Origin of the sequence: Arthrobacter sp. Helios (genome assembly GCF_023167125.1) — a bacterium.
Taxonomy (GTDB): domain Bacteria; phylum Actinomycetota; class Actinomycetes; order Actinomycetales; family Micrococcaceae; genus Arthrobacter_B; species Arthrobacter_B luteolus.
Window position 1 is genome coordinate 2,952,725 of sequence record NZ_CP095402.1, and the last position, 23,850, is coordinate 2,976,574.

Annotated in this window: 21 protein-coding genes; 10 read left to right on the forward strand and 11 right to left on the reverse strand. The window is 65.6% G+C overall.

Going from position 1 to position 23,850, the window contains the following annotated elements; genetic code table 11:
* Positions 1 to 19: 19 nt before the first annotated feature.
* The 6 genes from ArtHe_RS13435 to ArtHe_RS13460 all read right to left on the reverse strand — a co-directional run bounded on the left by ArtHe_RS13435 (position 20) and on the right by ArtHe_RS13460 (position 5,941).
* On the reverse strand, positions 20 to 880 hold the full coding sequence (locus ArtHe_RS13435; RefSeq protein ID WP_248317416.1) for a dihydrodipicolinate synthase family protein: 861 nt from the start codon (positions 878 to 880) through the stop codon (positions 20 to 22).
* 64 nt (positions 881 to 944) lie between these two features.
* Complete coding sequence (locus tag ArtHe_RS13440) at positions 945 to 2,093, reverse strand: sialidase family protein (protein WP_248317417.1); 1,149 nt, start codon at positions 2,091 to 2,093, stop codon at positions 945 to 947.
* Positions 2,090 to 3,691, reverse strand: a complete 1,602-nt coding sequence (locus tag ArtHe_RS13445) for a tripartite tricarboxylate transporter permease (RefSeq protein WP_248317418.1) — start codon at positions 3,689 to 3,691, stop codon at positions 2,090 to 2,092. Before ArtHe_RS13445 ends, ArtHe_RS13440 begins: the two co-directional genes overlap by 4 nt.
* A complete protein-coding gene (locus ArtHe_RS13450; protein ID WP_066303132.1) occupies positions 3,688 to 4,242 on the reverse strand; it encodes a tripartite tricarboxylate transporter TctB family protein in 555 nt (184 codons plus the stop codon). Before ArtHe_RS13450 ends, ArtHe_RS13445 begins: the two co-directional genes overlap by 4 nt.
* Positions 4,243 to 4,244: 2 nt before the next feature.
* Positions 4,245 to 5,207 (reverse strand): tripartite tricarboxylate transporter substrate binding protein, encoded by a 963-nt coding sequence (locus tag ArtHe_RS13455; protein WP_248317419.1) that lies wholly within the window; start codon positions 5,205 to 5,207, stop codon positions 4,245 to 4,247.
* 47 nt (positions 5,208 to 5,254) lie between these two features.
* On the reverse strand, positions 5,255 to 5,941 hold the full coding sequence (locus ArtHe_RS13460; protein ID WP_248317420.1) for a GntR family transcriptional regulator: 687 nt from the start codon (positions 5,939 to 5,941) through the stop codon (positions 5,255 to 5,257).
* A 202-nt stretch (positions 5,942 to 6,143) separates the two neighbouring features.
* Here ArtHe_RS13460 and ArtHe_RS13465 point away from each other — a divergent pair, with 202 nt between their 5' ends.
* Together ArtHe_RS13465 and ArtHe_RS13470 are read left to right on the forward strand one after the other, a co-directional pair.
* On the forward strand, positions 6,144 to 9,107 hold the full coding sequence (locus ArtHe_RS13465) for an aminotransferase (protein ID WP_248317421.1): 2,964 nt from the start codon (positions 6,144 to 6,146) through the stop codon (positions 9,105 to 9,107).
* 289 nt (positions 9,108 to 9,396) lie between these two features.
* On the forward strand, positions 9,397 to 9,663 hold the full coding sequence (locus ArtHe_RS13470; RefSeq protein WP_248317422.1) for a hypothetical protein: 267 nt from the start codon (positions 9,397 to 9,399) through the stop codon (positions 9,661 to 9,663).
* Positions 9,664 to 9,691: 28 nt separating this feature from the next.
* Here ArtHe_RS13470 and ArtHe_RS13475 read toward each other — a convergent pair whose 3' ends face one another.
* Positions 9,692 to 9,940 (reverse strand): hypothetical protein, encoded by a 249-nt coding sequence (locus ArtHe_RS13475; protein ID WP_248317423.1) that lies wholly within the window; start codon positions 9,938 to 9,940, stop codon positions 9,692 to 9,694.
* Between the two features lie 299 nt (positions 9,941 to 10,239).
* Here ArtHe_RS13475 and ArtHe_RS13480 point away from each other — a divergent pair, with 299 nt between their 5' ends.
* The 6 genes from ArtHe_RS13480 to ArtHe_RS13505 all read left to right on the forward strand — a co-directional run bounded on the left by ArtHe_RS13480 (position 10,240) and on the right by ArtHe_RS13505 (position 13,987).
* Complete coding sequence (locus ArtHe_RS13480) at positions 10,240 to 10,404, forward strand: hypothetical protein (RefSeq protein ID WP_248317424.1); 165 nt, start codon at positions 10,240 to 10,242, stop codon at positions 10,402 to 10,404.
* Between the two features lie 223 nt (positions 10,405 to 10,627).
* The gene (bsh, locus tag ArtHe_RS13485) at positions 10,628 to 11,575 is read left to right on the forward strand and encodes a choloylglycine hydrolase (protein WP_248317425.1); all 948 of its coding nucleotides are present in this window, start codon (positions 10,628 to 10,630) and stop codon (positions 11,573 to 11,575) included.
* A gap of 40 nt (positions 11,576 to 11,615) precedes the next feature.
* Complete coding sequence (locus ArtHe_RS13490) at positions 11,616 to 11,936, forward strand: hypothetical protein (protein WP_248317426.1); 321 nt, start codon at positions 11,616 to 11,618, stop codon at positions 11,934 to 11,936.
* 222 nt (positions 11,937 to 12,158) lie between these two features.
* Positions 12,159 to 12,350 carry a hypothetical protein gene (locus tag ArtHe_RS13495; protein WP_248317427.1) on the forward strand — a complete coding sequence of 64 codons (192 nt, stop codon included), beginning with the start codon at positions 12,159 to 12,161 and terminating at the stop codon, positions 12,348 to 12,350.
* 623 nt (positions 12,351 to 12,973) lie between these two features.
* Entirely contained in the window at positions 12,974 to 13,315 is a 342-nt protein-coding gene (locus ArtHe_RS13500) for a hypothetical protein (protein WP_248317428.1), read from the forward strand.
* Positions 13,316 to 13,417: 102 nt separating this feature from the next.
* Complete coding sequence (locus tag ArtHe_RS13505; RefSeq protein WP_248317429.1) at positions 13,418 to 13,987, forward strand: sugar O-acetyltransferase; 570 nt, start codon at positions 13,418 to 13,420, stop codon at positions 13,985 to 13,987.
* Positions 13,988 to 14,030: 43 nt separating this feature from the next.
* On the opposite strand, the gene ArtHe_RS13510 is transcribed toward ArtHe_RS13505, so the two are convergent.
* Positions 14,031 to 15,110, reverse strand: coding sequence for an alkene reductase (locus tag ArtHe_RS13510; protein ID WP_282568688.1), 1,080 nt, complete (start codon positions 15,108 to 15,110; stop codon positions 14,031 to 14,033).
* Between the two features lie 371 nt (positions 15,111 to 15,481).
* On the opposite strand from ArtHe_RS13510, the gene ArtHe_RS13515 reads away from it, so the two are divergent.
* Positions 15,482 to 16,990, forward strand: a complete 1,509-nt coding sequence (locus ArtHe_RS13515; RefSeq protein ID WP_248317430.1) for an NCS2 family permease — start codon at positions 15,482 to 15,484, stop codon at positions 16,988 to 16,990.
* Positions 16,991 to 17,043: 53 nt separating this feature from the next.
* On the opposite strand, the gene xdhC is transcribed toward ArtHe_RS13515, so the two are convergent.
* From xdhC to ArtHe_RS13530, 3 genes are read right to left on the reverse strand one after another with little or no spacing between them, the layout of a single operon-like run.
* Positions 17,044 to 17,853, reverse strand: coding sequence for a xanthine dehydrogenase accessory protein XdhC (xdhC, locus tag ArtHe_RS13520; RefSeq protein ID WP_248317431.1), 810 nt, complete (start codon positions 17,851 to 17,853; stop codon positions 17,044 to 17,046).
* A 21-nt stretch (positions 17,854 to 17,874) separates the two neighbouring features.
* Positions 17,875 to 20,277, reverse strand: a complete 2,403-nt coding sequence (gene xdhB, locus ArtHe_RS13525; RefSeq protein WP_248317432.1) for a xanthine dehydrogenase molybdopterin binding subunit — start codon at positions 20,275 to 20,277, stop codon at positions 17,875 to 17,877.
* Positions 20,274 to 21,785, reverse strand: a complete 1,512-nt coding sequence (locus tag ArtHe_RS13530) for an FAD binding domain-containing protein (protein WP_248317433.1) — start codon at positions 21,783 to 21,785, stop codon at positions 20,274 to 20,276. The genes xdhB and ArtHe_RS13530 overlap by 4 nt, the downstream gene beginning before the upstream one ends.
* 678 nt (positions 21,786 to 22,463) lie before the next feature.
* Between ArtHe_RS13530 and ArtHe_RS13535 the strand changes: the two genes are divergently transcribed.
* The gene (locus ArtHe_RS13535) at positions 22,464 to 23,609 is read left to right on the forward strand and encodes a Vms1/Ankzf1 family peptidyl-tRNA hydrolase (RefSeq protein ID WP_248317434.1); all 1,146 of its coding nucleotides are present in this window, start codon (positions 22,464 to 22,466) and stop codon (positions 23,607 to 23,609) included.
* The last annotated feature ends 241 nt before the right edge of the window (positions 23,610 to 23,850 follow it).

The window sequence follows — 23,850 nt, forward strand, 5'->3', positions numbered from 1 at the left end:
TGGTGCGAAGTAAAAAGGTCTAGGCGTGGCTGGCGGCGGCGGCGGACAGCTCTGTGGCCAGGGCTCCGTCGATCGCGGCCATCGGCATGCGGCTGCGCCAGCTGCCGGGAACGTTCACCGCGACGGCGGCCTTCAATCGGATGATGGAGGGACCGGCGAGGGAGACCAGGTTCTCCACGGTGTCCTGGAGTGCCTTCGTTTCCTCTGCTCCGGAGGCGTCGACGGCGCGCGCCAGCGCGGCGAAGGTCGCTGGGAAGGCAGCCGAGACGCCGGAAACAACGCCGCTGCCGCCGCTGGCCATCACAAACGGCAGGGTGGCGTCATTGCCGGAGTAGAGCTCCTGACCGGGCACCAGGCACTTGGCGTAGGCCTCAAGTTCCTCGCTGGCGGCACCGGAGAGCTTCACTCCGCGGACACCGGGCAGCTGCATGATCCGCTCGAAGACCGCCACGCCGACAGTGATCCCGGTCCGTTCCGGGAACAGGTACACATAGTGGTCGACGCCGGGAAGCGCGGCGGTCACGGCCTGGTAGAACCCGTAAACGGCGTCGTCGTCGGCGGGCAGGTAGTACGGATTCAGGGTCGCCATCCGGCTGATGCCCAGGCGCTGGGCCGCATGGCCGAGCCGGATGACCTGCTGGGGGCTGGCGTGCCCGATGTGGGCAATGACCCGGTCCGCACCGAAGGCCACGATGGCCCGGCGGAACGTTTCGAGCCGCTCGTCGTCGTCCAGCGCCGGGAATTCCCCGGTGGTCCCGGCGACGAGGACACCGTGGACGTGCGGCTCAACGCGGGCCAGCAGCGCCTCGTACGCGGACCAGTCCACAGCCCCGTCGTCAGTGAAGGGAAGCGGGAGGGCGCTGATGATCTGTGCGGTCATGGGGTCGAGCCTTTCGGTGGTGCGGAGATCGGTGCAGATGGTGCGGTGTCAATAAAGTGCGGGTTCATAAAAGTGCCGCTGCGCGGGCCGCAGCGAGCCGGAGGGCGGCAAGGGGGAGAGCGGCGCTGACGATCCCCCGCCGCTGCCAGGTGTAGGTAACAATCAGCTGGTCACCGTGCAGGGTGGCCGACGGATAGGAGTATTCGCCGCGCCCGTCGGTGACCACCCCGGTGTCCCGGGGCTCGAATCCGGCAGCCTGGGTTCGGACGCCCGTGCCTGAACCGGAGACCGCGGGGAAAATGCCCTCCAGCGGAGTGCGTCCGTCCTCCAGAACCACGGCCGGCGGGCCCCACCGGGTTCCGTCCGTGGAGAAGGAGACCGCCAGCGGGCAGCGCGGACCCCAGCTCTCGGCCACCGGGTTGTGGACGCAGGCCAGGAGGTCCTCTGCGATGGCAGCGACGGTCAGGCCGCTGTTGTTGTTCGGGAGGTTCGTCGGCTGCGCCGGGGAGAAGGTCCTGCCGCCGTCGGTGGATTCCGCGGCATAGGCAAATCCTTCGCTGGAGCGCATCAGCGCACCGACGGTGTCTCCCTTCGTCCACAGCGAGGGCTGGATCACGCCGGCGCCGGACAGCCGGGCCCGGTCAACGGGGATGGGGGCCTTGACCCAGGTGGCGCCGCCGTCATCCGAGCGGTCGGCGAAGCAGTCCCAGACGGCGCCGCCCGGCAGCCAGCGCTCCTCGGAGCCCGGTGCCAGCCAGCCGCCGTCGGGCAGCAGGACCGGCGGGTTCTTCACCGGTCCGCGCCCGCCGCTGTCCCCGGGAACCAGCTCCCGGGCGCCGCTCCAGGTGCGCCCGGCGTCCCGGCTTACCCGGAACCAGGTCTGCCAGGCCGAGATCGCGGGGCCGCGTTTGTAGAAGAGCCAGACGCTGCCGTCCGGGCTTGCTGCCAGGACCGGATTCCAGTGCGCTTCGGTACCTTCCCCCGCCACCGGCCGGGGCTCCTGCCAGCGGCCGGTATGGTCAGCCGCGGCGAGCCAGATCCGGTTGTCCGGGGTGCCTTCGGCCGTGCCGGCGAACCAGGCACAGAGCAGCCGGCCGTCCACGGACAGAACGGAGGAGGCATGGCACTGCTGCGCCGGGGTGTCCGACGGCGGGAGCACCCAGCGGCGGTCGACGCCGGTGGTGATTCCCGGGTGCCCCACTGCCGCCGTCATTTACTGCCGCTTCGATCCGCCTCGGCGTCCTGCGCGGTGCCGGTGCCGGTCCCGGAACCGGCGTCGTACCCGGCTTCGCGTGCCGTGCGGTCAACCAGCTGATCCTCGAGCGATCCCGAGGCCTTCCCGGAGCGGGCCGCCCGGGCCTTTCCGATAATCGGAATGGCGATGGACACCGCGGCGAGGATCAGCAGGGTGAGGGAAATCGGGTGCGTGAAGAAGACGGTCGGGCCGTCGATCAGCAGGGACCGGCGGAGGTTGGATTCCGCCAGCGGTCCCAGCAGCAGGCCCAAAACCACCGGGCCGGCCGGGAACCCGGTGCGCTTCATGATCAGGCCGATGACGCCGGAGACGAGCATCACGATGACGGTGTACACGTTGTTGGTCACCGTGTACGTGCCGACCAGGCAGAAAATGAGGATCGCGGACCAGACGTAGTGGTTGGGCAGGTCCATTAGCCGGACCATGCCGCGCATCCGGACCAGGCTCACACCGAAGGAGACGATCGTCGCCAGGATCATGATGGCTGCGATGGAGACCACCAGGTCCGGCCGGTTGGTGAAGAGCTGGGGGCCGGGCTGCAGTCCCCAGATCACCATGGAGCCGATCATCACCGCCATCACCGAGTCGCCCGGAATACCCAGGGCCATGGTGGTGGTCAGCGATCCGCCGAGCGTGGCGCTCGAGGCGCTGTCCGCGGCGGAGATACCCTCGATGGACCCCTTGCCGAATTTTTCCTTTTCCTTCGACATACCGCGGGCCCGGTCCCAGCCGATGAGGCCGGCGATGTCGCCGCCGGCAGCGGGAACGACGCCGACGAAGGCGCCGATGCCGGTGCCCAGGGCGGTGGGCTTAGCCACCTGCCGGTACTCCGCCTTGGTGGGCCAGACCCGGCCCAGCGAGGAAATCGGCTTGACCTTCGTTTCGCGGTAGGTGAGGAGCTGGTCGAACAGTTCAGCAATGCCGAACAGGCCAATGATCACGGCAATGAAGTCGAGTCCGCCGGTCAGGTCGTTCAGGCCGAAGGTGAACCGCTGATCGCCCGTGATGGGGTCCCGGCCGATCGTTGCGATGGTGAGCCCGATCAGTCCGGCGAGAACACCCTTGACCAGCGACTTGGAGGAAATGGAAATCATGATGGTCAGACCGAATACCACCAGCGCGAACATCTCGGGCGGACCGAATTTCAGTGCCAGCTGCGCCACCGGCTGCGCGGCCAGGATGAAAAGGACCATGGAGGCCAGGATGCCGACGGTGGAGACCATGGAGGACATCACCAGCGCCAGCCCGGCTTTGCCCTGTTTGGCCATGGGATAACCGTCGAAGGTGGTGGCGATGGCTGCCGGGGTGCCCGGTGTGTTCACCAGGATCGAGGGGATGCGGTCCCCGTAGTTGGCGCCGACGTAAATGCTGAGCAGGACGGCGAGGCCCTGTACCGGTTCCAGGGTGAGGGTGAATCCGGAGGCCAGGGCGACGGCCATGGAACCGGTGATGCCGGGAAAAACACCAACCATGGTGCCGATGGCCAGGCCGACCAGCAGGCAGATCAGGGTGGTCGGATCCAGCACCGCTTCCATGCCGATTGAGAACGTGTTCATAGAGGCACCTTGAGCAGGAGGTGGAAGAGGACGTAGATACCCGCGGTGGCGAGGATGGGGTACACGGCGAGCGCCCGGACAGTCCGGCCGCCGGCAATGGCGGTGACCGCCGAGATGAGCAGCGGCGCGACGTAGATGAAGCCGACAATGGGCCAGAGCACGATGAACGCGACGGTGGCGGCGAGCGTCACCAGGAGCCGTACCCATCCGGTGCGGGTGGCGCCGTCCAGGTCGCTCCGGTCGGCGGTACGCCCAAACAGGGCCATCACCAGCAGGAGGGCGGAGAAGCCGAAGCCGGCTGCACCGAGCAGCTCCGGCCAGGTGCGGGGGCCGACGCCTGGCGTTTCGATGCGCACGTCGATGTTCTTCGCCAGGAGGTACACCGCGGCGGTGACGGCGGCAACCACCAGGGCAGCGCCGATTTCCAGCGGGCGGGAGTTGCGGGCCGGTTCGCCGGCGTCAGCGGGCTGGGCGGAGACCTCCGGGTGCGGAGCCTGAACCGCAGGCTCCGCACCCGGATCGCTCCGCCTCTGGGGGGAGGCGGATTTCATGGTTACTTCGCCAGGAGCTTTCCGAAGCGCTCGTACTCGGAGTTGATGAAGTCGGTGAATTCCTTCGGGGACTTGTAGACCGGCAGGGCGCCGCCCTTGGAGATGGTCTCCACGAAGGTCTCCGACTGCGCCGAGGTTTCGATCGCCTTGGTCAGGGCTTCGCGGACCTCGTCGGGCAGGCCGGCGGGTGCGTAGACGCCGCCCCAGCCGCCGAACTGGAGGTCGTAGCCCAGCTCTGATGCGGTCGGGACGTCCGGGAGCATCGGGTGGCGCTCGTTGTGCAGGACGGCCAGCGCCTGCACCTGGCCGGCGTCGTGGGCTGCGGATGTCTCCGAGGTGCCGCCGACGGCGCCGTCAACCTGGTTGCCAATGACAGCTGCGACTGCGGGAGCGCCGCCGTCGAACGGCACCGGCACTACCTGCGTACCGGCGGCGTCTGCCATACCCAGTTCTGCGGCTTCCCAGATCGAGCCGGGGCCGGAGTTTGCCATGTTGAGGGGCTTCTCCTTGCCGGCCTCGATCAGGTCCTCCAGGGTTTCGTAGGGGCTGTCCGCGGGTACGGAAACCACGCCGGGAGAGAGCATGATCTGGCCCAGGAAGTCGTAGTTCGCCGGGTCGATGTCGAAGCCCTGGTGGCCCAGCATCGAGATTTCCACGGGCACGAAGCCGATCGTGTAGCCGTCCGTATCGGAGTCGGCAATGTACTGCATGGCGGTCGAGCCGGAGGCGCCGGGACGGTTCTCAACCACAACCGAAACACCCAGTTCCTTCTCCAGCTCAGCGGCGAGTGCACGCGAGGTGAGGTCCGAGCCGCCGCCGGCAGCTGCCTGCACAATGAAGGTGATGTCCTTCTCGGGGAACCCTGCTGCGTCGTCGCTGGCGCTGCTGCTGCTGCCGCAGGCGGTGAGGCCGATGGCTGAAGCGGCGAGAACGCCGATGATGAGGTGCGAACGTGATTTTTCCATTATCAACTTCCTTGTTGGTGGATGCGGGGAGGTGCTGCGTAGGGCTTTTAGTCGTTCCCGAGCCTGCTGAACGCGTTAGAGAGCCTGGTCCGTGAACCCTGCAGGTGTTCACGGAGCATCTCTTCGGCACGGTCCAGGTCCCCGGCCATCACGGTGGTGAACAGGTCAACGTGGTCCTGGCACGTGGGGCCGAGGTCCCGGTCTTCGGCGTTGGTCAGCTCGAGCATGACGGCGAAGGTCGGTTCGTACTGCTGCCAGATGCTCTCCAGCCTTTTGCTCCCGGCGACGCCGTAGAAGGCGGAGTGGAAGGCGAGGTCCGCCCGAGCGAAGGCCAGCGGGTCTCCCGCGGCGGCGCGTTCTTTCATGGCAGAGAGGTGCTTGACCACGGAGGCCCAGATCTCGCCGTCGGGCACCTTGGCTGCCAGTCGGAGCGCCTGGATCTCGAGGAGCTCGCGGATCATGTACAGCTCGTCGACGTCGGTGGACGTGAGGCCGATCGCGAAGACTCCCCTGCGCCTGCTCTCGACGAGGCCTTCTGCTTCCAGCTGCCGCAGGGCGTCCCGGATCGGCCCGCGGCTGACGTCGAACATCTCCGACAGCTGGGACTCGACCAGGTGGGTGCCCCGCGCTATCTCGCCGGCGATGACGGCGTGGCGGAGCCGGGACAGGACCAGCTCGCCCAGCGCCTGCATGGGAGGCAGCGGGAGGTTTTTCGGAAGCAGTGCGTTAGCCATGGGACCCTTCTTTTCGCTAACCGATTACGGTTAACCGTTGACCAAGTAACCCACATCACATCGGGAGCTGTCAACGGTTTTGCCGGAGCCCCAGCGAAAAGCGCGGTTTATGACGGCAGGTTGAGCTCTTTCCCCGCGCTGGCTGCTGCACTATTTCCTTAGTGGCTTCTTTTTCGAAAAACTCCCTGGAAGTTAGTGACACATGCCTGCACTGATAGAACCCGCCGGATTGCCCCGCCCGAACGTTTCTCCTGCCCTGGCCGCGGAATGGGCGGCAGAGTACTTTGCCGTGGATGCCACGGCGGTGAAAGAGCTGGGCAGCCAGCAGGACCGGAACTTCCTGCTCACCACCGCCGACGGGCGCCGCCGCCTGCTGAAAATCAGTAATCCGGAGTTTTCCCGGACGGAGATCGAAGCGCAGAACGCGGCAATGCAGCGCCTCACCTCTGCCGGGTTTTCCACGCCGCTGCCGCTGGAATCGGTGGCCGGGCAATTCGTGGAATTGCCGGTGCTGGACGGAAAGGACCATTGCCTGCGGCTGCTGACCTTTGTGGAGGGCACCCCGGTCATTGACCGGGAATATCTCAGTCCGTCGCTGCGGACCGACCTCGGGAGCTGGCTGGGCCGGACCAGCCGGGCGCTGGCGGGCTTCGAGCATCCGGGGCTGTCACGGTCCCTGCAGTGGGATCTGCGGGCCGGTGAAGAAGTGGTGACTGCGCTGGTGTCCTTTGTCCGCGTTGATTGGAAGCGGGAGCTGCTGGCTGCCACGCTGAAGCGGGTCACCGCGGCACTGGGTCCGCTGAAGGACCTTCTGCCCGTCCAAGCCGTGCATGGGGACATGACCGATGACAACGTGGTTTATGCGCCCACCGCCGAGGGCGTTCCGGAGCTCGCGGGGATCATCGATTTCAGCGATGCCATGTACAGCTGGCGGGTCAGCGAACTCGCCGTTGCCTGTGCGTCGCTGTTTCACCACGATTTGTCCCCCGGCAGCAGCGGCGATCCGCTCACCGTCCTGCCGATGATCCGGGCCTTCCATGAGCAGGCCCCGCTGTCCGACGCCGAGATCCAGGCTCTGTGGCCGCTGATCGTCCTGCGCGGCGCGGTGCTGGCGGTCAGCGGCGAGCACCAGGCCACGATCGACGCCGGCAACGACTATGCCTCTTCGGCACTGGACCGGGAGTGGACCATGTTCGAGATACCGGCACGCTATGACTGGAACGCGGCGGAGGCAGCCATCCGGCAGACTCTGGGCGTCGCCCGGGGCGCCGCCGCAGCGGCTCAAACCGCGTGGCCTCCCCTGCTGCCGGATCTCGGCACCCCGGCCGCCGTGGACTTCGGGTGGGACAGCGAAGACTTCACCAACGGGTCCTGGCTGAACGGCGCCGCCGAAGAGGAGCGGATCCTCGCCCAGGCCACCACCGGCGGTTCCCCTGCCGTGACCCGTTTTGGCGAAGCCCGCCTCACCCGCGCCGCCGCGCACAGCACAGGCGAACCTGCGAACGTGGCTCTCGGCGTCGAGGTCCACACCCCGCAGCCCCTGGCCCTCCACGCGCCGTTCGCCGGCACCGTCACCATCTCCGGCGCGCCGAACGGCACGTTCCGGCTGGAAGGCGGGGACTTCGCCGTCGTCCTCTGCGGTGCTGTGCTGGATCCCTCGGTCAGCAGCGGCCAGGCCGTGCGGGAAGGCCAGCGGATCGGGCAGACCGGGCCGGAGGGACTCTGGGTCTGGCTCCTGGCATCGGGCACTTACCCTACGGCCGAGGTTCCGCCGCGGTTTGTCCGGGCCTCTGAGTTCCCCGGCTACGCGGCCACGCACCTCGATCCCGCGCAGGTGCTGGGAGGGACCCCGGCGGAGGCACCGCCGTCGTCCGTCACCGGGACTGACAGTGTTCTGGAGCGGCGGAACCGTTCCTTCGCCGCGCTGCAGGCGCACTACTATAACGCGCCGCCGCGGATTGAACGCGGCTGGAAAGAGCACCTCATTGACACCTCCGGGCGGCATTATCTAGACATGGTCAACAACGTCACGGCGCTGGGGCACGGACATCCGGAGGTGGCGGAGGCCGCAGCGAAGCAGTGGCGGCTGCTGAACACCAACTCGCGGTTCCACTACGAAGCCGTGGCAGAGCTGTCCGAGCGGCTGCTGGCCCGGGTGCCGGATTCCCTGGACACCGTGCTGCTGGTCAACAGCGGGTCGGAGGCGGTGGAGCTGGCGCTGCGGCTGGGCAAGGCGTTCACCGGCCGGGAGGATGTGCTGTGTGTGCAGGAGTCCTACCACGGCTGGTCCCTGGGCGCCGATGCGGTGTCCACCTCCGTCTCGGACAATCCGCGGGCGGCTCAGACGCGGCCGGGCTGGGTGCACGCGGCGCACGCCCCGAACGCCTACCGCGGTACGCACCGCGGCGAGGGTGCAGGCGAGGCCTATGCCCGCGATGCAGCGGCGCTGCTGCAGGAACTGCACGACGCCGGCACCCCGGTGGGCACGTACATCGCCGAGCCGCGGAACGGCAACGCCGGTTCCATCGGCAGCCCGCCGGGTTACCTGGACGCGGTGTATGCAGCGGTGCGGGCGCAGGGCGGCGTGTGCATTTCCGACGAAGTCCAGATGGGCTACGGGCGGCTGGGCAGGTATTTCTGGGGGTTTGAGGAGCACGGTGTGGTGCCGGACATCATCACGATGGCCAAGGCGATGGGTAACGGCCACCCGCTCGGGGCGGTGATCACCCGGCGGGAGATTGCCGAGGCGCTCTCCTCCCAGGGATCGTTCTTCTCCTCCGGCGGCGGCAGCACGCTCAGCAGCCGGATCGGAGTCACGGTGCTGGACGTGATAGCGAAGGAGCAGCTGCAGGAGAACGCGGTCGCCGTTGGACAGGTCCTCACGGAGGGATTCCGGTCGCTGATGGAGCGGCATGCACTGATTGGCGCGGTGCATGGCATGGGGCTGTATCAGGGAGTGGAGTTCGTCCGGAGCCGGGAGACGCTGGAGCCGGCCGCGGAGGAAACCCGGGCGGTCTGCGACCGGATGCGTGAGCTCGGTGTGATCGTGCTGCCTACCGGCGACCGGCAGAACATCCTCAAAGTGAAGCCGCCGCTCTGCTTCACTGCGGAGAGCGCCCGGTTCTTCCTTGAGACACTGGACCGGGTGCTGACGGACGGGTGGTGAGCGGCGTGCGGGAAACCCTTGACAACCCGTTCGCCCCGGGGCTGTCCTACCAATAAGACCCTCCCGCCACACCGGAAAAACGTCGCGGACCGGAGAAATGAACCGCGCGCCATCGTCGCCGCCCGGCTGACCGCTTCCCGCATCATCACCACTTCGCGCGGAATGGCGGCTGTGCCCTCGGCATCCCGTGAGGCCACCACACCATGATTGCCCGGGGCCACCCGCCCGCCCTGGCTAGGCTGACTGCCGAAAGGTCAGGTTTCCGAACCTGGACCTGGAGGTGCGCGGCTTGCTGTTCCTCAAGCGGTCGATCAACGCGCTGACTGCCGTGAACGTGCGGTTCCACGAGCACGGCTGGATCTTCCCGGAAAGCAGCCACTTCCTCCTCACCTGCAACGAGATGACCGGTGTTCCCCGGAAACCCTGGGAGGTCCCGCTGGTGATCGAGGAGATGAGCAGGCCCGGCCCGCATCCACCCATAGCGGGCTACACGGACCGCCTCTCTGTGTCCGAGATTTGCGCCCGGGCGGAGGTGGTCACGGCCACCTGGCGCTGAACCTGCGCAGACCCAAACCATCAGAGGCTCACTCTGGGACAGGAGACCCATCATGGGCGGAATCGACAAGCGGGGCACGGACGGCTGAGAAGGTGCGCCCGGCGCCGTCGGGGGTGAGGGGCCGGCGGGTCAGGAGGGGTTCGACGCCGTGTGCAGCGGCTGGTTCTTCGTCGGAGACACTGGCGCCACACGGGGCGGGCGCGGCGGCGACGGCGGCCCGGGCGGCCCGGGTGCGGATGGTTTGCCGGGCGGTAAATGCGGCACCGTTGAACTGCACGTGCGGGTCCTTGGCAGCGATGTAGCCGTTGACGCGTCCGGCGGCAACGGAGGCAAAGGCGGAAAGGGCGGAGCAGGCGGCAAGGGCGGCGACGCAAACGACTGTGAGCCCGGTGCGTACGGCAGTGGCGGCGGGAACGGTGCCCAGGGCGGCGTCGGAGGCAAGGGTGGTATGCCGGCGCGGCCGGCGACATCCTGGTCTTCTACGTTTCGGACCAAAGCGGCGGCCAGAGCATCTTCAAGTCGAAGTCGGGGGATCCCGGAAAGGGCGGAGACCCCGGCCCGGGAGGAGATGCGGGAGTGACCGGCGCCAACGGCGAGAGGGGCGACTTCAGCCACGCCACCACGGATCCCGGCCAGCCATCCCTCCCCGGGCTGGCCGGGCCCAGTGGCGCTCCCGGAGCCAAGGGCACACCGCGCGATGACAAGGACAAGGTCAAGTTCCAGCAGGTCACGGAGGTTTAGCGCCGGGCTCCCCGGGATGAGGCCGGCCCGCACGGAAATACGTGTGCGGAGGCCGGGTTTACCGCGCATGCTGCCGCCGGTGCGGGGTCCGGGCCTACCCTGAACAGGGCAGGGAGGTTCCGGACCGGTCAGCCGGCTCCGTTACTTCCCGGAAGTGTCCCTGGCAGGGGGCCACCGGACAGGCGAAGCCATTCAGCGCTTCGCCGGAAAAGGGAGCATCAACATGTGCACAGGCATCAGGTTCTCGGACGGCAGCGGCAATCTCTATCTCGCACGCAACCTCGACTGGACGGCTGGCTACGGGGAGCGGGTGGTGGTTACTCCCACCGGATACGCCGCGAGGTCGCCGTTCAGCGCGGTGCCAAGGATCCAGCACGCCGTCATCGGCATGGGCATCGTGGAGGAGGACACACCGCTCTATTTCGACTGCGGCAATGACGCAGGTCTGGCCGTCGCCGGGCTCAACTTCCCAGGGTACGCGGACTACGCTCCGGAACCGGTCGACGGTGCGACGAACGTCGCAGCGTATGAATTCCCACTCTGGGTGGCGTCCCAGTTCGCGAGTGTTGACGAGGTGGAGGCCGCGCTTGGCAGCGTCGTCATCGTGGACAAACCGATCAATGAGAAGTACCCGAGCTCCCTGCTTCACTGGTTCATCGGCGACTCGAAGCGCGCCATCGTTGTCGAGTACACCAGCGACGGTATGCACGTTTTTGAGAACGACGTCGATGTCCTGGCCAACCAGCCCGGCTTTACCTGGCACCACGAGAACCTGCGCAACTACCTCAACACTTCGCCCGATTTCCCCGAGAAGGTGGTGTTTGGCCGGGCGAATCTGGTCCCGTTCGGTTCGGGGTCGCTGATGCGGGGAATCCCCGGCGACTACTACTCGCCGTCGCGGTTCGTGCGGGCTGCCTACGTCAACACTCATTACCCGGACAAAATGACCGAGGAGGCGAACGTCAGCCGTGCCTTCCACACCCTGCAGCAGGTCGCGATGGTGGAGGGCTGCGCGGCCATGGGCTCGGGTGAGTTTGAGAAGACCATCTACACCGGGCTCTTCTCCTCCCGGACGATGACCTACTACTGGAACACCTACGACGACCCTGCGGTCCAGCGCGTCGCGATGGCTGACCATGCACCCGCCGGAACGGAACTTGTAGTCGTCTAAGCCCTCCGCCCGCCATGTCCTCGCCCTGAAGCAGGACTATTTGCCGCTGGTCGGGTTCGTTGTAATCGAACCATCCCGGACGCACGATCGAGTAGGGATTGCCGCTGGCCCGGACGAGCCGTTCACTGCGCAGCTTCCACTCGGCGTAGGCGAGACCGGGGCGGGTGACGCCGATGGTTGTCATGAGGGCAATGCGGACCCGGCGGCCGTCCAAGGCACGGAGGACGTTGGCGACGCCGGCATAGTCGTTATCCCGGACGTCGTTTTCATTGGTGGTGGATCCATGGGTGAAGACGATGGCGTCGACACCCTCCACCGCCGCGCCCAGGGTTTAAGGGAGGGTCAGGTCCCCGACGGCTAGGTCCACGCCGCCGGGGAGCACAAGGTCGGCGCTGGGCCTGGTTCCGCACCAGCGCCCGCACGCTGTACCCCTGGCTCAATGCCTCGTTGACGGCCGGCTACCAGGCCATGGCCGACCGCGAAGCGCTCAAAGTGCTCGTCCGTCCCTGACGAAATGGATCAGGACTCTGACGCTAAAAAGTGAACCCACAATGCCGACCATGGCGGCTGCCCCCGCAGTTTGATGGCACAATCGGCCCCTACAGACGACAGACTGGGGGCGCTCATCAGCTGGAAACGATTCTGGGTCTTTATGGCGGTGGCACTGACCTTCCTGATCTCGTTGGTCGTCCTGCTCGCCATCAACGAAGGCGGGATCAATGACCCGGACTTCATGTGCCAGCTGGGAATCGGGCGCCGGGCCTGCCCCTCCTAGCTGCGCGGAGCCGCCCCCCCCCTAGGCGCAGCACAGACGGCGTTTACGGCCTGCTGTCCATCCATTCATGCACCGGAACCGCTGGTCTTGATCCCTGATCCCGCACTGGTCCTGGTCCGGGGCGGGTGAACTACATGTCGGGCCGCAGGGTTCCGGGCGGGGGCGGTCCGTACGGTTCCGGGCGGGCTGGCGAATCGTGACGCCGAAATTGGGTTCCAGAGGGGCCTAGATTCCCACGGTTAGTGACGAAAGTAGCCTCCTGAGACCACACAGGCCTCTTGCTTAACGATGGCTGGGAAACTGTGCAGGCCCAACCATAATCCTGGCAATAACCGTCCATTCTGGGACAGATCGACCGCACTGGGACTTCCCTGCTGTGGCGCCACGCAGGAAAGTCCCAAAGTGGCGGGTTTTTCCCAAATCGGAGGGATACGGTTCTCCTGGGCCCGCTTTTCGGGTGCTGTATGGTGGCCGATCATAGGTCGACGTTGACCAGCCGCAGTCTCCCCCAAGGACCAACAGCTGGACCGCGAAACAACTGGGAGGCTGTATGCGCGCGAAAGTCCTGTCCGTTTCTTGGTGTCAGTGCCCTGCTGCTGTGCGGCTGCGCGCAGGCTGCCTCGGTGCCTGAACAAGTGTGGGTGACGCCGGTACCGGATGATCTTCGAATCCCCGCCCATCCGGCCAACGAAAGGTTCCTGGGAGGCACGGAGGGAGCCGGTTCAAGCTCAGGTGGGTTTGGCGCAGCGGGCGCTGCAGTCGCCGTATACCTGGCCTGCCAGTCTGAGGGCGAGCTGACAGTGAACGTTGCCAATACCGGAAAAACCGCCGTCCCCTGCGGCACCCCGGAGGAACCAACCCGCACGGTTTTTGAGCTGGATACCACTGTCGCCAAGCTTTTCATCGACGTTGAGTCCGACGACGTACTGGGGTGGGGCCTCACAGTGACTGACGCCGGAGGCTAAAAGGGCTGCATCGGGAAGTCAAACGGAGCCGTCTTTCGCCGGGGCCAGCCGCTACGGTGAATGAGGGGCGGCACCGCTGCGGACAGCCCCGGATAGGACACCATGGAACTTGACCATCTCCTCGCCGCGTTGAACGCCGGCGAAACCATTACTGCCGGCTCGCCCCTGCACGAAGCCATGCACCACGCCAGCCAGGAAGCCCTGCAGATCACCGGGGAACTGAACAGCGGCTACCACGAACCGGCCAGGGTACGGGAACTGTTGTCCCGGCTGACCGGAAGGCCGGTGGATGAAACCGTGGCTCTGTTTCCGCCGTTTTCCGCGGATTTCGGCAGGAACATCATCCTCGGGAAACGGGTCTTCATCAATTCCGGCTGCCGGTTCCAGGATCAGGGCGGCATTACCATCGGCGATGATTGCCTGATCGGCCACAACGCCGTCCTGGCAACGCTCAATCACGATCTGGCGCCCAGCAGGCGTGCGGACATGCACCCCGCGCCGATCACGCTGGGCCGGAACGTCTGGCTGGGCTCCAATGTCACGGTGCTGCCCGGCGTGAGCATAGGGGACGATTCCGTGGTGGCTGCCGGTGCTGTGGTGACCAAGGACCTTCCCGCCCGTTCCCTGGCCGTCGGCTCCCCTGCCCGCGTGATCCGGTCGGTCGAAGACTAACCGGATTCACGCGGGCTGCCGTCGTTAGGCAGGCAGGCGCCGGTTAGGAAACCGGGGCCAGCTCCGGGTAGTCCGTGTAGCCGGCCACACCATCGGTGTAGAACGTGGCGTAATCCACCTCGTTGAGCTCCAGGTCTTCCTGCCAGCGGCGGGCCAGGTCCGGGTTGGCGATGGCCGGGCGGCCGACGACGACGGCGTCGGCCAGGTCTTCCTGAAGGAGGGCGATGGCGTCGTCGCGGGTGGTCATCACGCCGAAGCCGGTGTTCAGCAGTACCGGGCCGGCGAAGCGGCGGCGCAGTTCCTGGACCAGGTCATCGGCCGGATCCTTGTGCAGGATGCTCAGGTACAGAGGCTTCAGCGGCGCGATGCCGTCTACCAGGGCGGTGTACGTTGCGAGCACGTCCTCGCGGTCGGTTTCCAGGACGCCCTGAATGTTGTGCTCCGGGGAAATCCGGATGCCGACGTGGTCAGCGCCGATCGCCTCGGCCACCGAACGGAAGGCCTCCACGACAATGCGCGCCCGGTTTTCCGGGGATCCGCCGTAGGAGTCGGTGCGCGTGTTGGAGACCGGCGAGAGGAATTCCTGCAGCAGGTAACCGTTGGCACCGTGCAGTTCAACGCCGTCGAACCCTGCCTTCATCGCGTTCACGGCCGCGGACGTGAATTCCTGCACGACGCCGGGGATTTCGGCTTCGGTCAGGGCGTGCGGCACAGGGTAGGGCTGCTTGCCCTCGTAGGTGTGGGCCATACCCTCGAGCGCGATGGCGCTGGGGGCGACGGCGCCGCGTCCACCGTTGATGTTCTCGTGGGCCACACGGCCGGAGTGCATCAGCTGGGCCACAATCCGGCCGCCGGCGGCGTGCACGGCGTCGGTGACCTTCTTCCAGCCGGCAACGTGCTCGTCGGTGACCAGACCCGGCATCCGTGTGTTGCCCTGGCCGGTGAAGGACGGGTAGATGCCTTCACTGACAATGAGGCCCAGCGATGCCCGCTGGCGGTAGTAGTCGATCATCATGTCAGTGGGCACGCCGAACAGATCGGCGCGCATACGGGTCAGCGGGGCCATTACCAGGCGGTTGGGCAGTTCCATGGCGCCGAGGGTCAGCGGGGTATAGAGGTTCACTAAGGGGTTCTTTCTGTCGCTTGCCCCAGGGCAGATGGTGTCCTGGGCTGAAGTTCGTATAGTCAGCGCAACCGGGGAGGAGGCCGCCGGTATTCCACGAAGCGGGGGACGTCACATCCACAGTCCGCTGGTCAACGCCTCCGGGCGCCCGAGGGGATACCGTGTCGTGGAAAAGACTTCTCAAAAAAGTAGTGTTGTAGATCACATTCCGGTGCTACAGTTCGAGTCGATGCCAACGGCGGGCACCCCTCACGGGCTGCTATCTACCAGGCGGACCTGCAATCACAAATCATCGCAGCAGTCTGGCCTCACGCCCTTTTGCCGTTGGCGGTGGCCGTTGGAGATGCTGCCTCTGCTAGGGAGGTACGGCCGTGGCACTCACTACCCGGGACAATGACCCCCATGAAGGTCAAAACGTAACGGATGTTGCAGCGCGTCCGCGCAAAAGCAACCGTTTTTCGTCACTAGACAGCTTCTTCCAGATCTCTGAACGCGGCTCCACCAAGGGGCGCGAAGTCCGCGGCGGCCTCGTAACGTTCATCACGATGGCTTACATCGTGATCCTGAATCCACTCATCCTTGGCGGATTCAGTGCAGAGTCGGCAGCCACCGACATCGAGGGAGGGTGGCTCGCTGCTGCCCAGGTCGGCGCTGTCACGGCTTTGACAGCCGGGGTAATGACCATCATCTTCGGCATGTTCGCGAATCTGCCCTTCGGGATCGCGGCGGGTCTGGGAATCAACTCCTTCCTCGCCGTCTCAGTGATCGGGGATGTCACCTGGGCAGAAGCCATGGGGCTGGTGGTTATCAACGGCCTCCTGATCGTCCTCCTCGCCGTCACGGGTGCGCGGACAGCGATTTTCAACGCAGTACCCCCGCAGCTCAAGGCAGCCATCACGGTAGGCATCGGCCTGTTCATCGCTTTCATCGGATTCGTTGATTCCGGTTTCGTCAGCAGGACCCCGGGAGGCCCTCCTGTTCAGCTGGGGGACAACGGCTCCGTCACCACGTTCCCCACTGTGGTCTTCCTTATTGGTGTACTCACCATCGGAATTCTCATGGCGCGGCGGGTCAAGGGCGGGCTGTTGATCGGCATGGTCTCCACCACCATCATCGCCATCATCCTCGAAGCCTTCCTGGACCTCGGATTCAGCGGCCCCGATAACCCGGGTGGCTGGCATCTGAACGCACCTGTCATTCCAGGCAGTATTTTCTCGGTACCGGATTTCAGTCTCATCGGAGCGTTCAATTTCGGGGCCTTTGAAAGAATCGGTGTCCTCGCGGCAACCATGCTGGTCTTCACCCTTGTGTTCACCAACTTTTTCGACGCCATGGGCACCATGACCGGTCTTTCGAAAAGCGCGGGACTTGCTGACAAGCAGGGCAACTTTCCGCGCCTGAAGTCAGCCCTGATCATCGAGGGCGTCGGGGCCGTCGCCGGTGGAGGAACCTCGAGCTCTTCCAACACGGTCTACATTGATTCCGCCGCCGGCATTGGCGAGGGCGCCAGGACCGGGCTCGCGTCGGTGGTCACCGGGATCCTGTTCCTCGCCGCGACGTTCCTCACGCCCCTCACGGCAGTCGTCCCGCTGGAGGTGGCTGCGTCGGCCCTGGTGGTGGTCGGCGCGATGATGGTCGCACAGATCCGCGAGATCGATTTCCAGGACTTCTCGGTGGCCCTACCGGCTTTCCTCACCATCGTGACCATGCCGTTGACCTATTCGATTGCCAACGGCATCGGCATCGGTTTTATCACCTGGGTGCTGGTGCGGGCAGGGTCGGGCAAGTTCAAGGAGATTCACCCGCTGATGTGGGTGGTCTCTGCAGGGTTCCTCGTCTATTTCGCCCGGGGCCCGGTCACCATCTGGCTTGGGGGCTGACCGGACAGCTGGCAGGGTGGGCCACCGGGCCCACCCTGCCAGGGCAGAATCTACTAAGCCACTACCGGGCTGGCCTGCAGCCTCATCAGCAGACCCGCAGCAACGCTGACGGCGATCACAGCCGGGGCCTTGCCGGTGATATCGGGCAACCCAATGGGGCAAATGATGCGGTCGACGACGTCCTCCGGATGCCCCTCTGCGAGCAGCCTCTGACGGAACCTCGACCACTTGGCCCGCGAGCCAATCAGCCCCACCGATCCCAGGCACCCGTGGCGCAGCGCGGCGTCGCACAGCAGGAAGTCTTCGGCATGGTCATGGCTCATGATGAACACGTGCGAGCCTTTCGGCAATTCACCCAACACTGAATCCGGCACGGGGCTGTGCACCGGATGGACGTCTGCGGGTCCCCTCATGATTTCGCCGAGCCGGGCAGTGCTCAGCTGATCAGCCCGGCTGTCCACCAAGTACAGGCTGATGGACAGCCGGGAGAGGATCCGGGCCAGTTCGTACCCAACGTGTCCCACTCCGAACACCGCAACTGCGGGACGGGGTGCAAAAGGTTCGAGGAGAACCTCGACGACGCCTCCACAGCACTGGCGTCCATGCAGCGTTACCGCACGTTCGCTAAGGCCGAAGCTGAGTCGTTCGGGGGCGGCGATCCCGGACTGGATCATTGCGCGGGCGCGTTCGATCGCCGTCGCCTCCAGGTTGCCGCCCCCAATGCTGTCCCAGGTCTCCTCGGAACCGATGAGCATCTTCGCCCCTGCCTCCCGGGGAGCATGACCGCGGACGTCTATTACGGTGGCGAGGACTCCCGCCGAGCCCTCTGCACGCAACCGCTGCATCGCGGCCAACCAATCCATGTCAGGCCACCTCGATCGGCATCAATGAGTGGGCGCGGCCCGGAGTTCGGGCACTACCTGCGGAGTCTCAGGCGCCTTGCCGTCTGATTCGGTGCCGGCGTCCCTGGCTTCGGTGATGGCCCAGTAAACGGCTTCAGGGGTTGCCGGGCTGGGAAGTCTGACTTCCCGGTTGCCGGGCCCGAAGGTGGCGATGGCCTCGCGCAGCGCTTCGCGGACGCTGAAGGCAAGCATAAAGGGGGGTTCACCCACCGCTTTGGACCCGTAGACGACCCCGCTTTCCGTGGCCTTCTCGAAGAGGTGGACGTTAAACTCTTCCGGCATTTCCGAGAAACTGGGGATCTTGTAAGTGCTGGCCGACTGCGTGGTGATCCGGCCCCGGTGTGGTCCGTCGGAGAGATCCCAGCGCATCTCCTCGAGCGTCAGCCATCCTGCACCCTGGACGAAGCCTCCCTCGATCTGCCCGACGTCGATCATCGGCGACAGGCTGTCCCCGACGTCGTGGACTATGTCGGTGCGCACCTGGCGGTACGCTCCGGTGAACCCGTCCACCTCCACCTCGCTGACCGAGGCCCCGTAGCTGAAGTATTTAAAGGGCTCCCCCTGCATGCGGGCTCCGTCCCAATGCAGCCCTTCCGTCCGGTAATAGCCCGCAGCCCACAGCGAAACCCGCTGGAAGTAGGCGTCGCGCACCAGCTCAGCGAACGGGATGCCCTCGTCATGGAAACCGATTCCGGTGACCATCCCATTCGCGAACCGGACGTCGTCGGGGTGGATGTTCAGCCGCCGTGCCGCTACTTCCGCCAGACGAGCGCTGATTTGCTCGCAGGCATTCTTGATGGCGCCGCCGTTAAGGTCCGCTCCGGAGCTGGCTGCCGTTGCCGACGTGTTGGGGACCTTGTCCGTGCGTGTCGGTGCAAGCCGGACAATGTCCAACGGCACACCGAGGGCGGTGGCGGCCACCTGGCGCATCTTGGTATGCAGTCCCTGCCCCATTTCCGTACCACCGTGGTTGATCAGGACCGAACCGTCCTTATAGATGTGCACCAGAGCGCCGGCCTGGTTAAACGCTGTCAGGTTGAAGGAAATCCCGAACTTGACCGGCGTTATGCCGAGCGCCCTGCGGGTATGCGGATGTGCTGCGTTAAAGGCGGCGATGTCCTCGCGGCGGCGCACGACGTCGGCGCGTTCGCCCAGCTCCTGCCAGATTTCGGTGAGCCGCTCAGCGTGGCGGACAGGCTGCCCGTACGGTGTGCTCTGCCCGGGAACGTACAGGTTGCGGCGGCGCAGCTCGCTCGGTTCCAGCCCAAGCAGGGGCGCGCAGCGGCCCAGGAGATCCTCAATGACCAGCATGCCCTGGGGGCCGCCGAAACCACGGAAGGCCGTCTGGGACGTTTTGTTGGTCTTGGCCACCCGGCCGTGGACCTCAACGTTGGGTATCCAGTAGGCGTTGTCGATGTGGCAAAGGGCCCGCTGCAGCACCGGTTCGGACAGATCAAGGCTCCAGCCGCCGTCGCTGGTCAGCGTCGCCCTGAGCGCCAGGAGCCGGCCGTCGTCGTCGAAACCGACTTCCCAGCGGGCATGGAATGGGTGGCGTTTGCCGGACATGGTGATGTCCTGTGTGCGGTTCAACCGCAGCCGCACCGGGCGGCCGGTGAGGCGAGCCCCCAACGCGGCAACCGCCGCGTAGCCGTGGGGCTGCATTTCTTTCCCGCCGAACCCGCCGCCCATACGCAGGCACTGCACCGTAACCTCGGAACTGGCCAGCCCAAGCACGTGGGCGACGATCTCCTGGGTTTCGGTGGGGTGCTGCGTGCTGCAGTGCACGAACACCTGGCCGCCCTCATCAATGTAGACAAACGAGGCATGGGTTTCCAGATAAAAGTGTTCCTGCCCGCCGAACTCGAGCTCGCCGCTGAACCGGTGAGGGGCGTCGTCCAATGCCTGGCCGGCCGCGCCGCGGGAGACGGTGGGCTGGTTGCCCTGGAAGCTCTCGGCCTCCATAGCCTCGGTAAGGGTCAGCAGGGACGGGAGCGGTTCATAGTCCACCTCCACTGCTTCCGCACCAAGGCGGGCAGCTTCCAGGGAATCGCCCAATACCCAGCACACGGCCTGCCCGTAGAACATAACCTCACTGGGGAAAAGCGGTTCGTCGTGCTTGGTGCCGGAATCGTTGACTCCGGGCACATCCTCCGCCGTGAGGACCCGCACGACGCCGGGAACCAGCAGGGCAGGCTCAGTCCGGATGGCGTTGACCAGGGCATGTGCGTGCGGGGCCTGCACCGGCCAGGCGTGCAGTACATTCTGGCTCCGGACAATGAGGTCATCGGTATAGAGCGCGGCGCCGGTGACATGCAGGGTGGCGCTTTCATGCGAAACCGGCACCCCCACCACGGGATTGACCGGCCGGTCAGCGAGGGATTTCATTTGGCTGCCTCCAGAGCGGGAGCGGAATGGGTCTGCGCGTAAAACCGCAGGACGGACTGCCTCAACATGGCTGAGCGGTAGAGGGCGCTGGCCCGCATGTCATCAATCGGGGTGCCTTCCGTGGCCATCACCGCGGCGGCAGCAGCAGCCGTTTTGGCGTTCCACGGCTGACCCACCAGAACCTCTTCGGTCCGCAGCGCGCGGATCGGGGTGGCAGCCACCCCGCCGAGGCCGATCCGGACCGAAGAGATAATGCCGCCGTCGCGCTGCATGGCAAAACCTGCTGAGACGCTGGAAATATCGTCGAAACGCCGTTTGGAGATTTTATAGAAAGCGGTGGTTTCAGCGAGCGGGAGTGGAATACGGATGGCACGAAGAATCTCATCCGGCTTTTTCACACTTTGCCTGTACCCGGTGAAGTACTCGGCCAACGCCACTTCGCGCTCCCCGGCTACGGAAGCCAACACCACGGACGCGTTCAGCGCCAAAAGCGCCGGCGCCGAATCACCGATCGGCGAGCCGGTGGCCAGGTTGCCTCCGAAACTTGCGGAATTGCGGATCAACCGGGAGGCGAACTGCGGGAAAAGGTGGCTGAGCATCGCTACCTGTCCCCCGAGTCCGCGTTCAACCTCGGAAAGGGGCAGCGCGGCGCCAATCTCGATCCTGTCAGCGCCAATCTCGAGGGTCCGCAGCGCCTCCAGGCGGTCCACGGCCAGAATCAGCGGGGGCCGGGTGTGCCGGAGGTTGATCTCCACCCCTGCATCGGTAGCCCCACAAACAAGCTTTGCCTTCGGATTCTCCGCGAGGCGGTCGAGGAGCTCCTCCAGGCTGCCGGGTCGAATAAACGCAACGTCACCCGTGGCCTGTGTTGTTTTGTGAACCGTTGCTTTGGCTGCGGGTGCCGCCCTGTCCTGCCGGAGCAGCAGCGGGTCGGTTTCCTGCGGCGCGCCAAGCGCGTACGCAGCATCACGGATCGGCCGGTACCCGGTGCAGCGGCAGAGGTTTCCGCTCAAGGCATGGAGGTCAAAGCCGTTGGGGCCGCATTCATGATCGGCAGCGTGCTCCGCTCCGACGGCGTCGGTCCCGGTTTCGCTGCCGCTTTCCTTAGCGGCCGCGGATGGGGACCGTTCCGGACGATAATATTCGGATGCCATGGAGCAGATGAAGCCGGGAGTGCAGTACCCGCACTGGGAGCCGCCCCGGTCAGCCATTTCCCGTTGGACCGGATGCAGGTCTTCGACGAGGCCAACGCCCGGTGCCTTGCCGAGTCCCTCCGCGGTGACAACCTCCTGGCCATCGAAAGCCAGGGCTGGAGGCAGACAGGCGTTGACGGAGGTCCAGCGGCTTCGCCCACTTCCGTCTGGCCGGTTTACCAGCACGGCGCACGCGCCGCATTCTCCCTCGGCACAGCCTTCCTTGGACGCGGTCAGCCCCTCGTCCCGCAGCCAGTCAAGCAGGTTGGTGTGCGGACCTGCTCCGCAGCCCAACACCTGGCCGTTGACAGTCACTTGGATTTCTTCCACACTGCTCACCCCTCAATGTTCCGCCCGAGTTTAGATAAAAGAGCTACCGGTGGACAGGTAGTTCTTCGCCCCCCTCGAGTGCTGCATGTTCTCCGTGCCTCGTCCGTAGGATGCTTCCGCAGACTGTAGTGGGAAGCACCCAGTAACGGCTGTTCGCCGTCGGTCACTAAAAATTGGCTTATCTGCTTCTGCTTCAGGGCTGGCTGGACGCCTGCGGAGCCTGCGATGCTGGGGGCTGTCCGCCCCTGGACCGGAGGGCGTCGTCCGCCTCTTTCCGTCTCAGCAAATCAAAGTCGCTCAAAGTCATGATGGGTGTCAGCTTCCCTGGTTTTCTTCGCAGCAGCGCTGAACACCATTGACCATCGGTCGGTCCGACTTGTTTCGATGTTTCTGCATTACGAAAGTTTGATTCCGCGCTCAGTGTAACCCGGGTCACATGAAGACTGTCAAGCATCCCAGCGGGTGGCTCGGTGCGATCCGCTTCGGCGCCCGCCGCACTTCAATCAGCATGGTGGCGATGGACCCTAGAGGCCGCAAAGAGGAAGTCCACCGCGGGGCTGTTCCATAGACACGCCGCCCCTATAAATGCCGCTGACGCCGGTGCTAGCGTTGACCACGGAGTGAATCACTGCACGGCTGAGGCCTTGCAGGAAGGAGATCGACATGACCCGGCAACTCCACGAATTTGCTGACCTCTACCGGCGCAAGGGGCCCTGGTGCCTCGCATATGTAGATGCGTCAGCGGGGGCTACGGACAGCTTGGAAGCCGCCGAGGTCCGCCCGGGCGACGTCAGGAAGGCCCTCGCCAAACAGGGCGCCCCGCCCCAGGACCAGGAAGCCGCGGAAACCGCGGTACTCCCGGCGGACGGATTTCCCTCCCCGGTCTCACGGTTTCTCCTCGTCCAGCAGGGCACAGTGGCCTTGAACGAAGTGCTGCCCGGCCCTCTCGTGCTGCCGGAACGAGTCTCGGTGGACCCGATTCCGGACCTGCTGCCGCTGCTCAAGCACCGCCCCGAGGAATTCCCGTACATCGTCGCCGAAGCCTCCCGTGAGGATGCGGAGATCCGGCTGGAGTATGCCGGCGGCGGCCATCCCGCCACCGTCCAGGACGTGGAGGGGGAGACAGAGGACATCACAAAGCTCCCGGCAGGAGGCTGGTCACAGGACAAGTTCCAGCGGCAGACCGAACAGATCTGGCGGCGCAACGCGGATCAGGTCGCCGAGGAGATCGACCGGATTGCAGACAGCAGCGGAGCCAGGCTGATCGTACTGGCCGGGGATGTCCGGGCGCGGGGCCTGGTACGGGACCAGCTCTCCGAAGCCCACCAGAAGCTCGTCAGCATGATCGATTCCCACCCGCGTACTGCAGCGCCGGCCAATGGCCATTTCGAGGATGAGGTCCAGGAACGTATTGCCCTGTTGTGGGCTGCTGAGCAGGAGCAGATCATGGACCGTCTAGCCCAGCAGGAAGGGCAGGCCAACCCGGAATCCGCCACTGGTTTCGGCGAGGTGCTGACTGCCCTGCAGCAGGCCCAGGTGGAAGTCCTGATCATGAATGACAGGGCTCTGGCCGACCACCATGTGCTGGCTCTCGGCGCCGAACCCTGGGTGGCCAGCGCCCAGGAACAGTCCCTCGGCGCAGAGATCCTTGGCAAGGTTCCGGCCCCGGCGGCCTTGGTCCGGGCGGCTGCCCTGACTGATGCCAGCCTCCTGCTGGTGCCCGATGGCGTGCTCCCCCACGGTGTCGGCGTCGCTGCCCTGCTCCGCTGGCCCACCGGCCCCGAGGCTCCGGGAAGAAACGTCCCCTAAGCTGCTGCGCGGCGGGTGAGTCTACCTGTGTGTCGCCGTGTCCCTCCGCTTTGGGAAAACCCACCCGTCGTGTGACCCGTTCCCCTCCGCTTCGGGAAAAACCCACCGTTGTGTGGCAATGTTTCCCTCCGAATTGGGAAAACCCTGCCGTAATGGGATTTCCCTCCTGAGCGCACCGGAGGGAAATCCCCTAAAGGTCGATTTGACCCAAAACGGAGGGTTTTAGAGGGTACATTCGCAG

Excerpts from the sequence above, each read along its gene's own strand:
- ArtHe_RS13435 (WP_248317416.1), bottom strand. The coding sequence starts at position 880 with ATGACCGCACAGATCATCAGCGCCCTCCCGCTTCCCTTCACTGACGAC.
- ArtHe_RS13440 (WP_248317417.1), bottom strand. The coding sequence starts at position 2,093 with ATGACGGCGGCAGTGGGGCACCCGGGAATCACCACCGGCGTCGACCGC.
- ArtHe_RS13445 (WP_248317418.1), bottom strand. The coding sequence starts at position 3,691 with ATGAACACGTTCTCAATCGGCATGGAAGCGGTGCTGGATCCGACCACC.
- ArtHe_RS13450 (WP_066303132.1), bottom strand. The coding sequence starts at position 4,242 with ATGAAATCCGCCTCCCCCCAGAGGCGGAGCGATCCGGGTGCGGAGCCT.
- ArtHe_RS13455 (WP_248317419.1), bottom strand. The coding sequence starts at position 5,207 with ATGGAAAAATCACGTTCGCACCTCATCATCGGCGTTCTCGCCGCTTCA.
- ArtHe_RS13460 (WP_248317420.1), bottom strand. The coding sequence starts at position 5,941 with ATGGCTAACGCACTGCTTCCGAAAAACCTCCCGCTGCCTCCCATGCAG.
- ArtHe_RS13465 (WP_248317421.1), top strand. The coding sequence starts at position 6,144 with ATGCCTGCACTGATAGAACCCGCCGGATTGCCCCGCCCGAACGTTTCT.
- bsh (WP_248317425.1), top strand. The coding sequence starts at position 10,628 with ATGTGCACAGGCATCAGGTTCTCGGACGGCAGCGGCAATCTCTATCTC.
- ArtHe_RS13495 (WP_248317427.1), top strand. The coding sequence starts at position 12,159 with ATGGCACAATCGGCCCCTACAGACGACAGACTGGGGGCGCTCATCAGC.
- ArtHe_RS13505 (WP_248317429.1), top strand. The coding sequence starts at position 13,418 with ATGGAACTTGACCATCTCCTCGCCGCGTTGAACGCCGGCGAAACCATT.
- xdhC (WP_248317431.1), bottom strand. The coding sequence starts at position 17,853 with ATGGATTGGTTGGCCGCGATGCAGCGGTTGCGTGCAGAGGGCTCGGCG.
- xdhB (WP_248317432.1), bottom strand. The coding sequence starts at position 20,277 with ATGAAATCCCTCGCTGACCGGCCGGTCAATCCCGTGGTGGGGGTGCCG.
- ArtHe_RS13535 (WP_248317434.1), top strand. The coding sequence starts at position 22,464 with ATGACCCGGCAACTCCACGAATTTGCTGACCTCTACCGGCGCAAGGGG.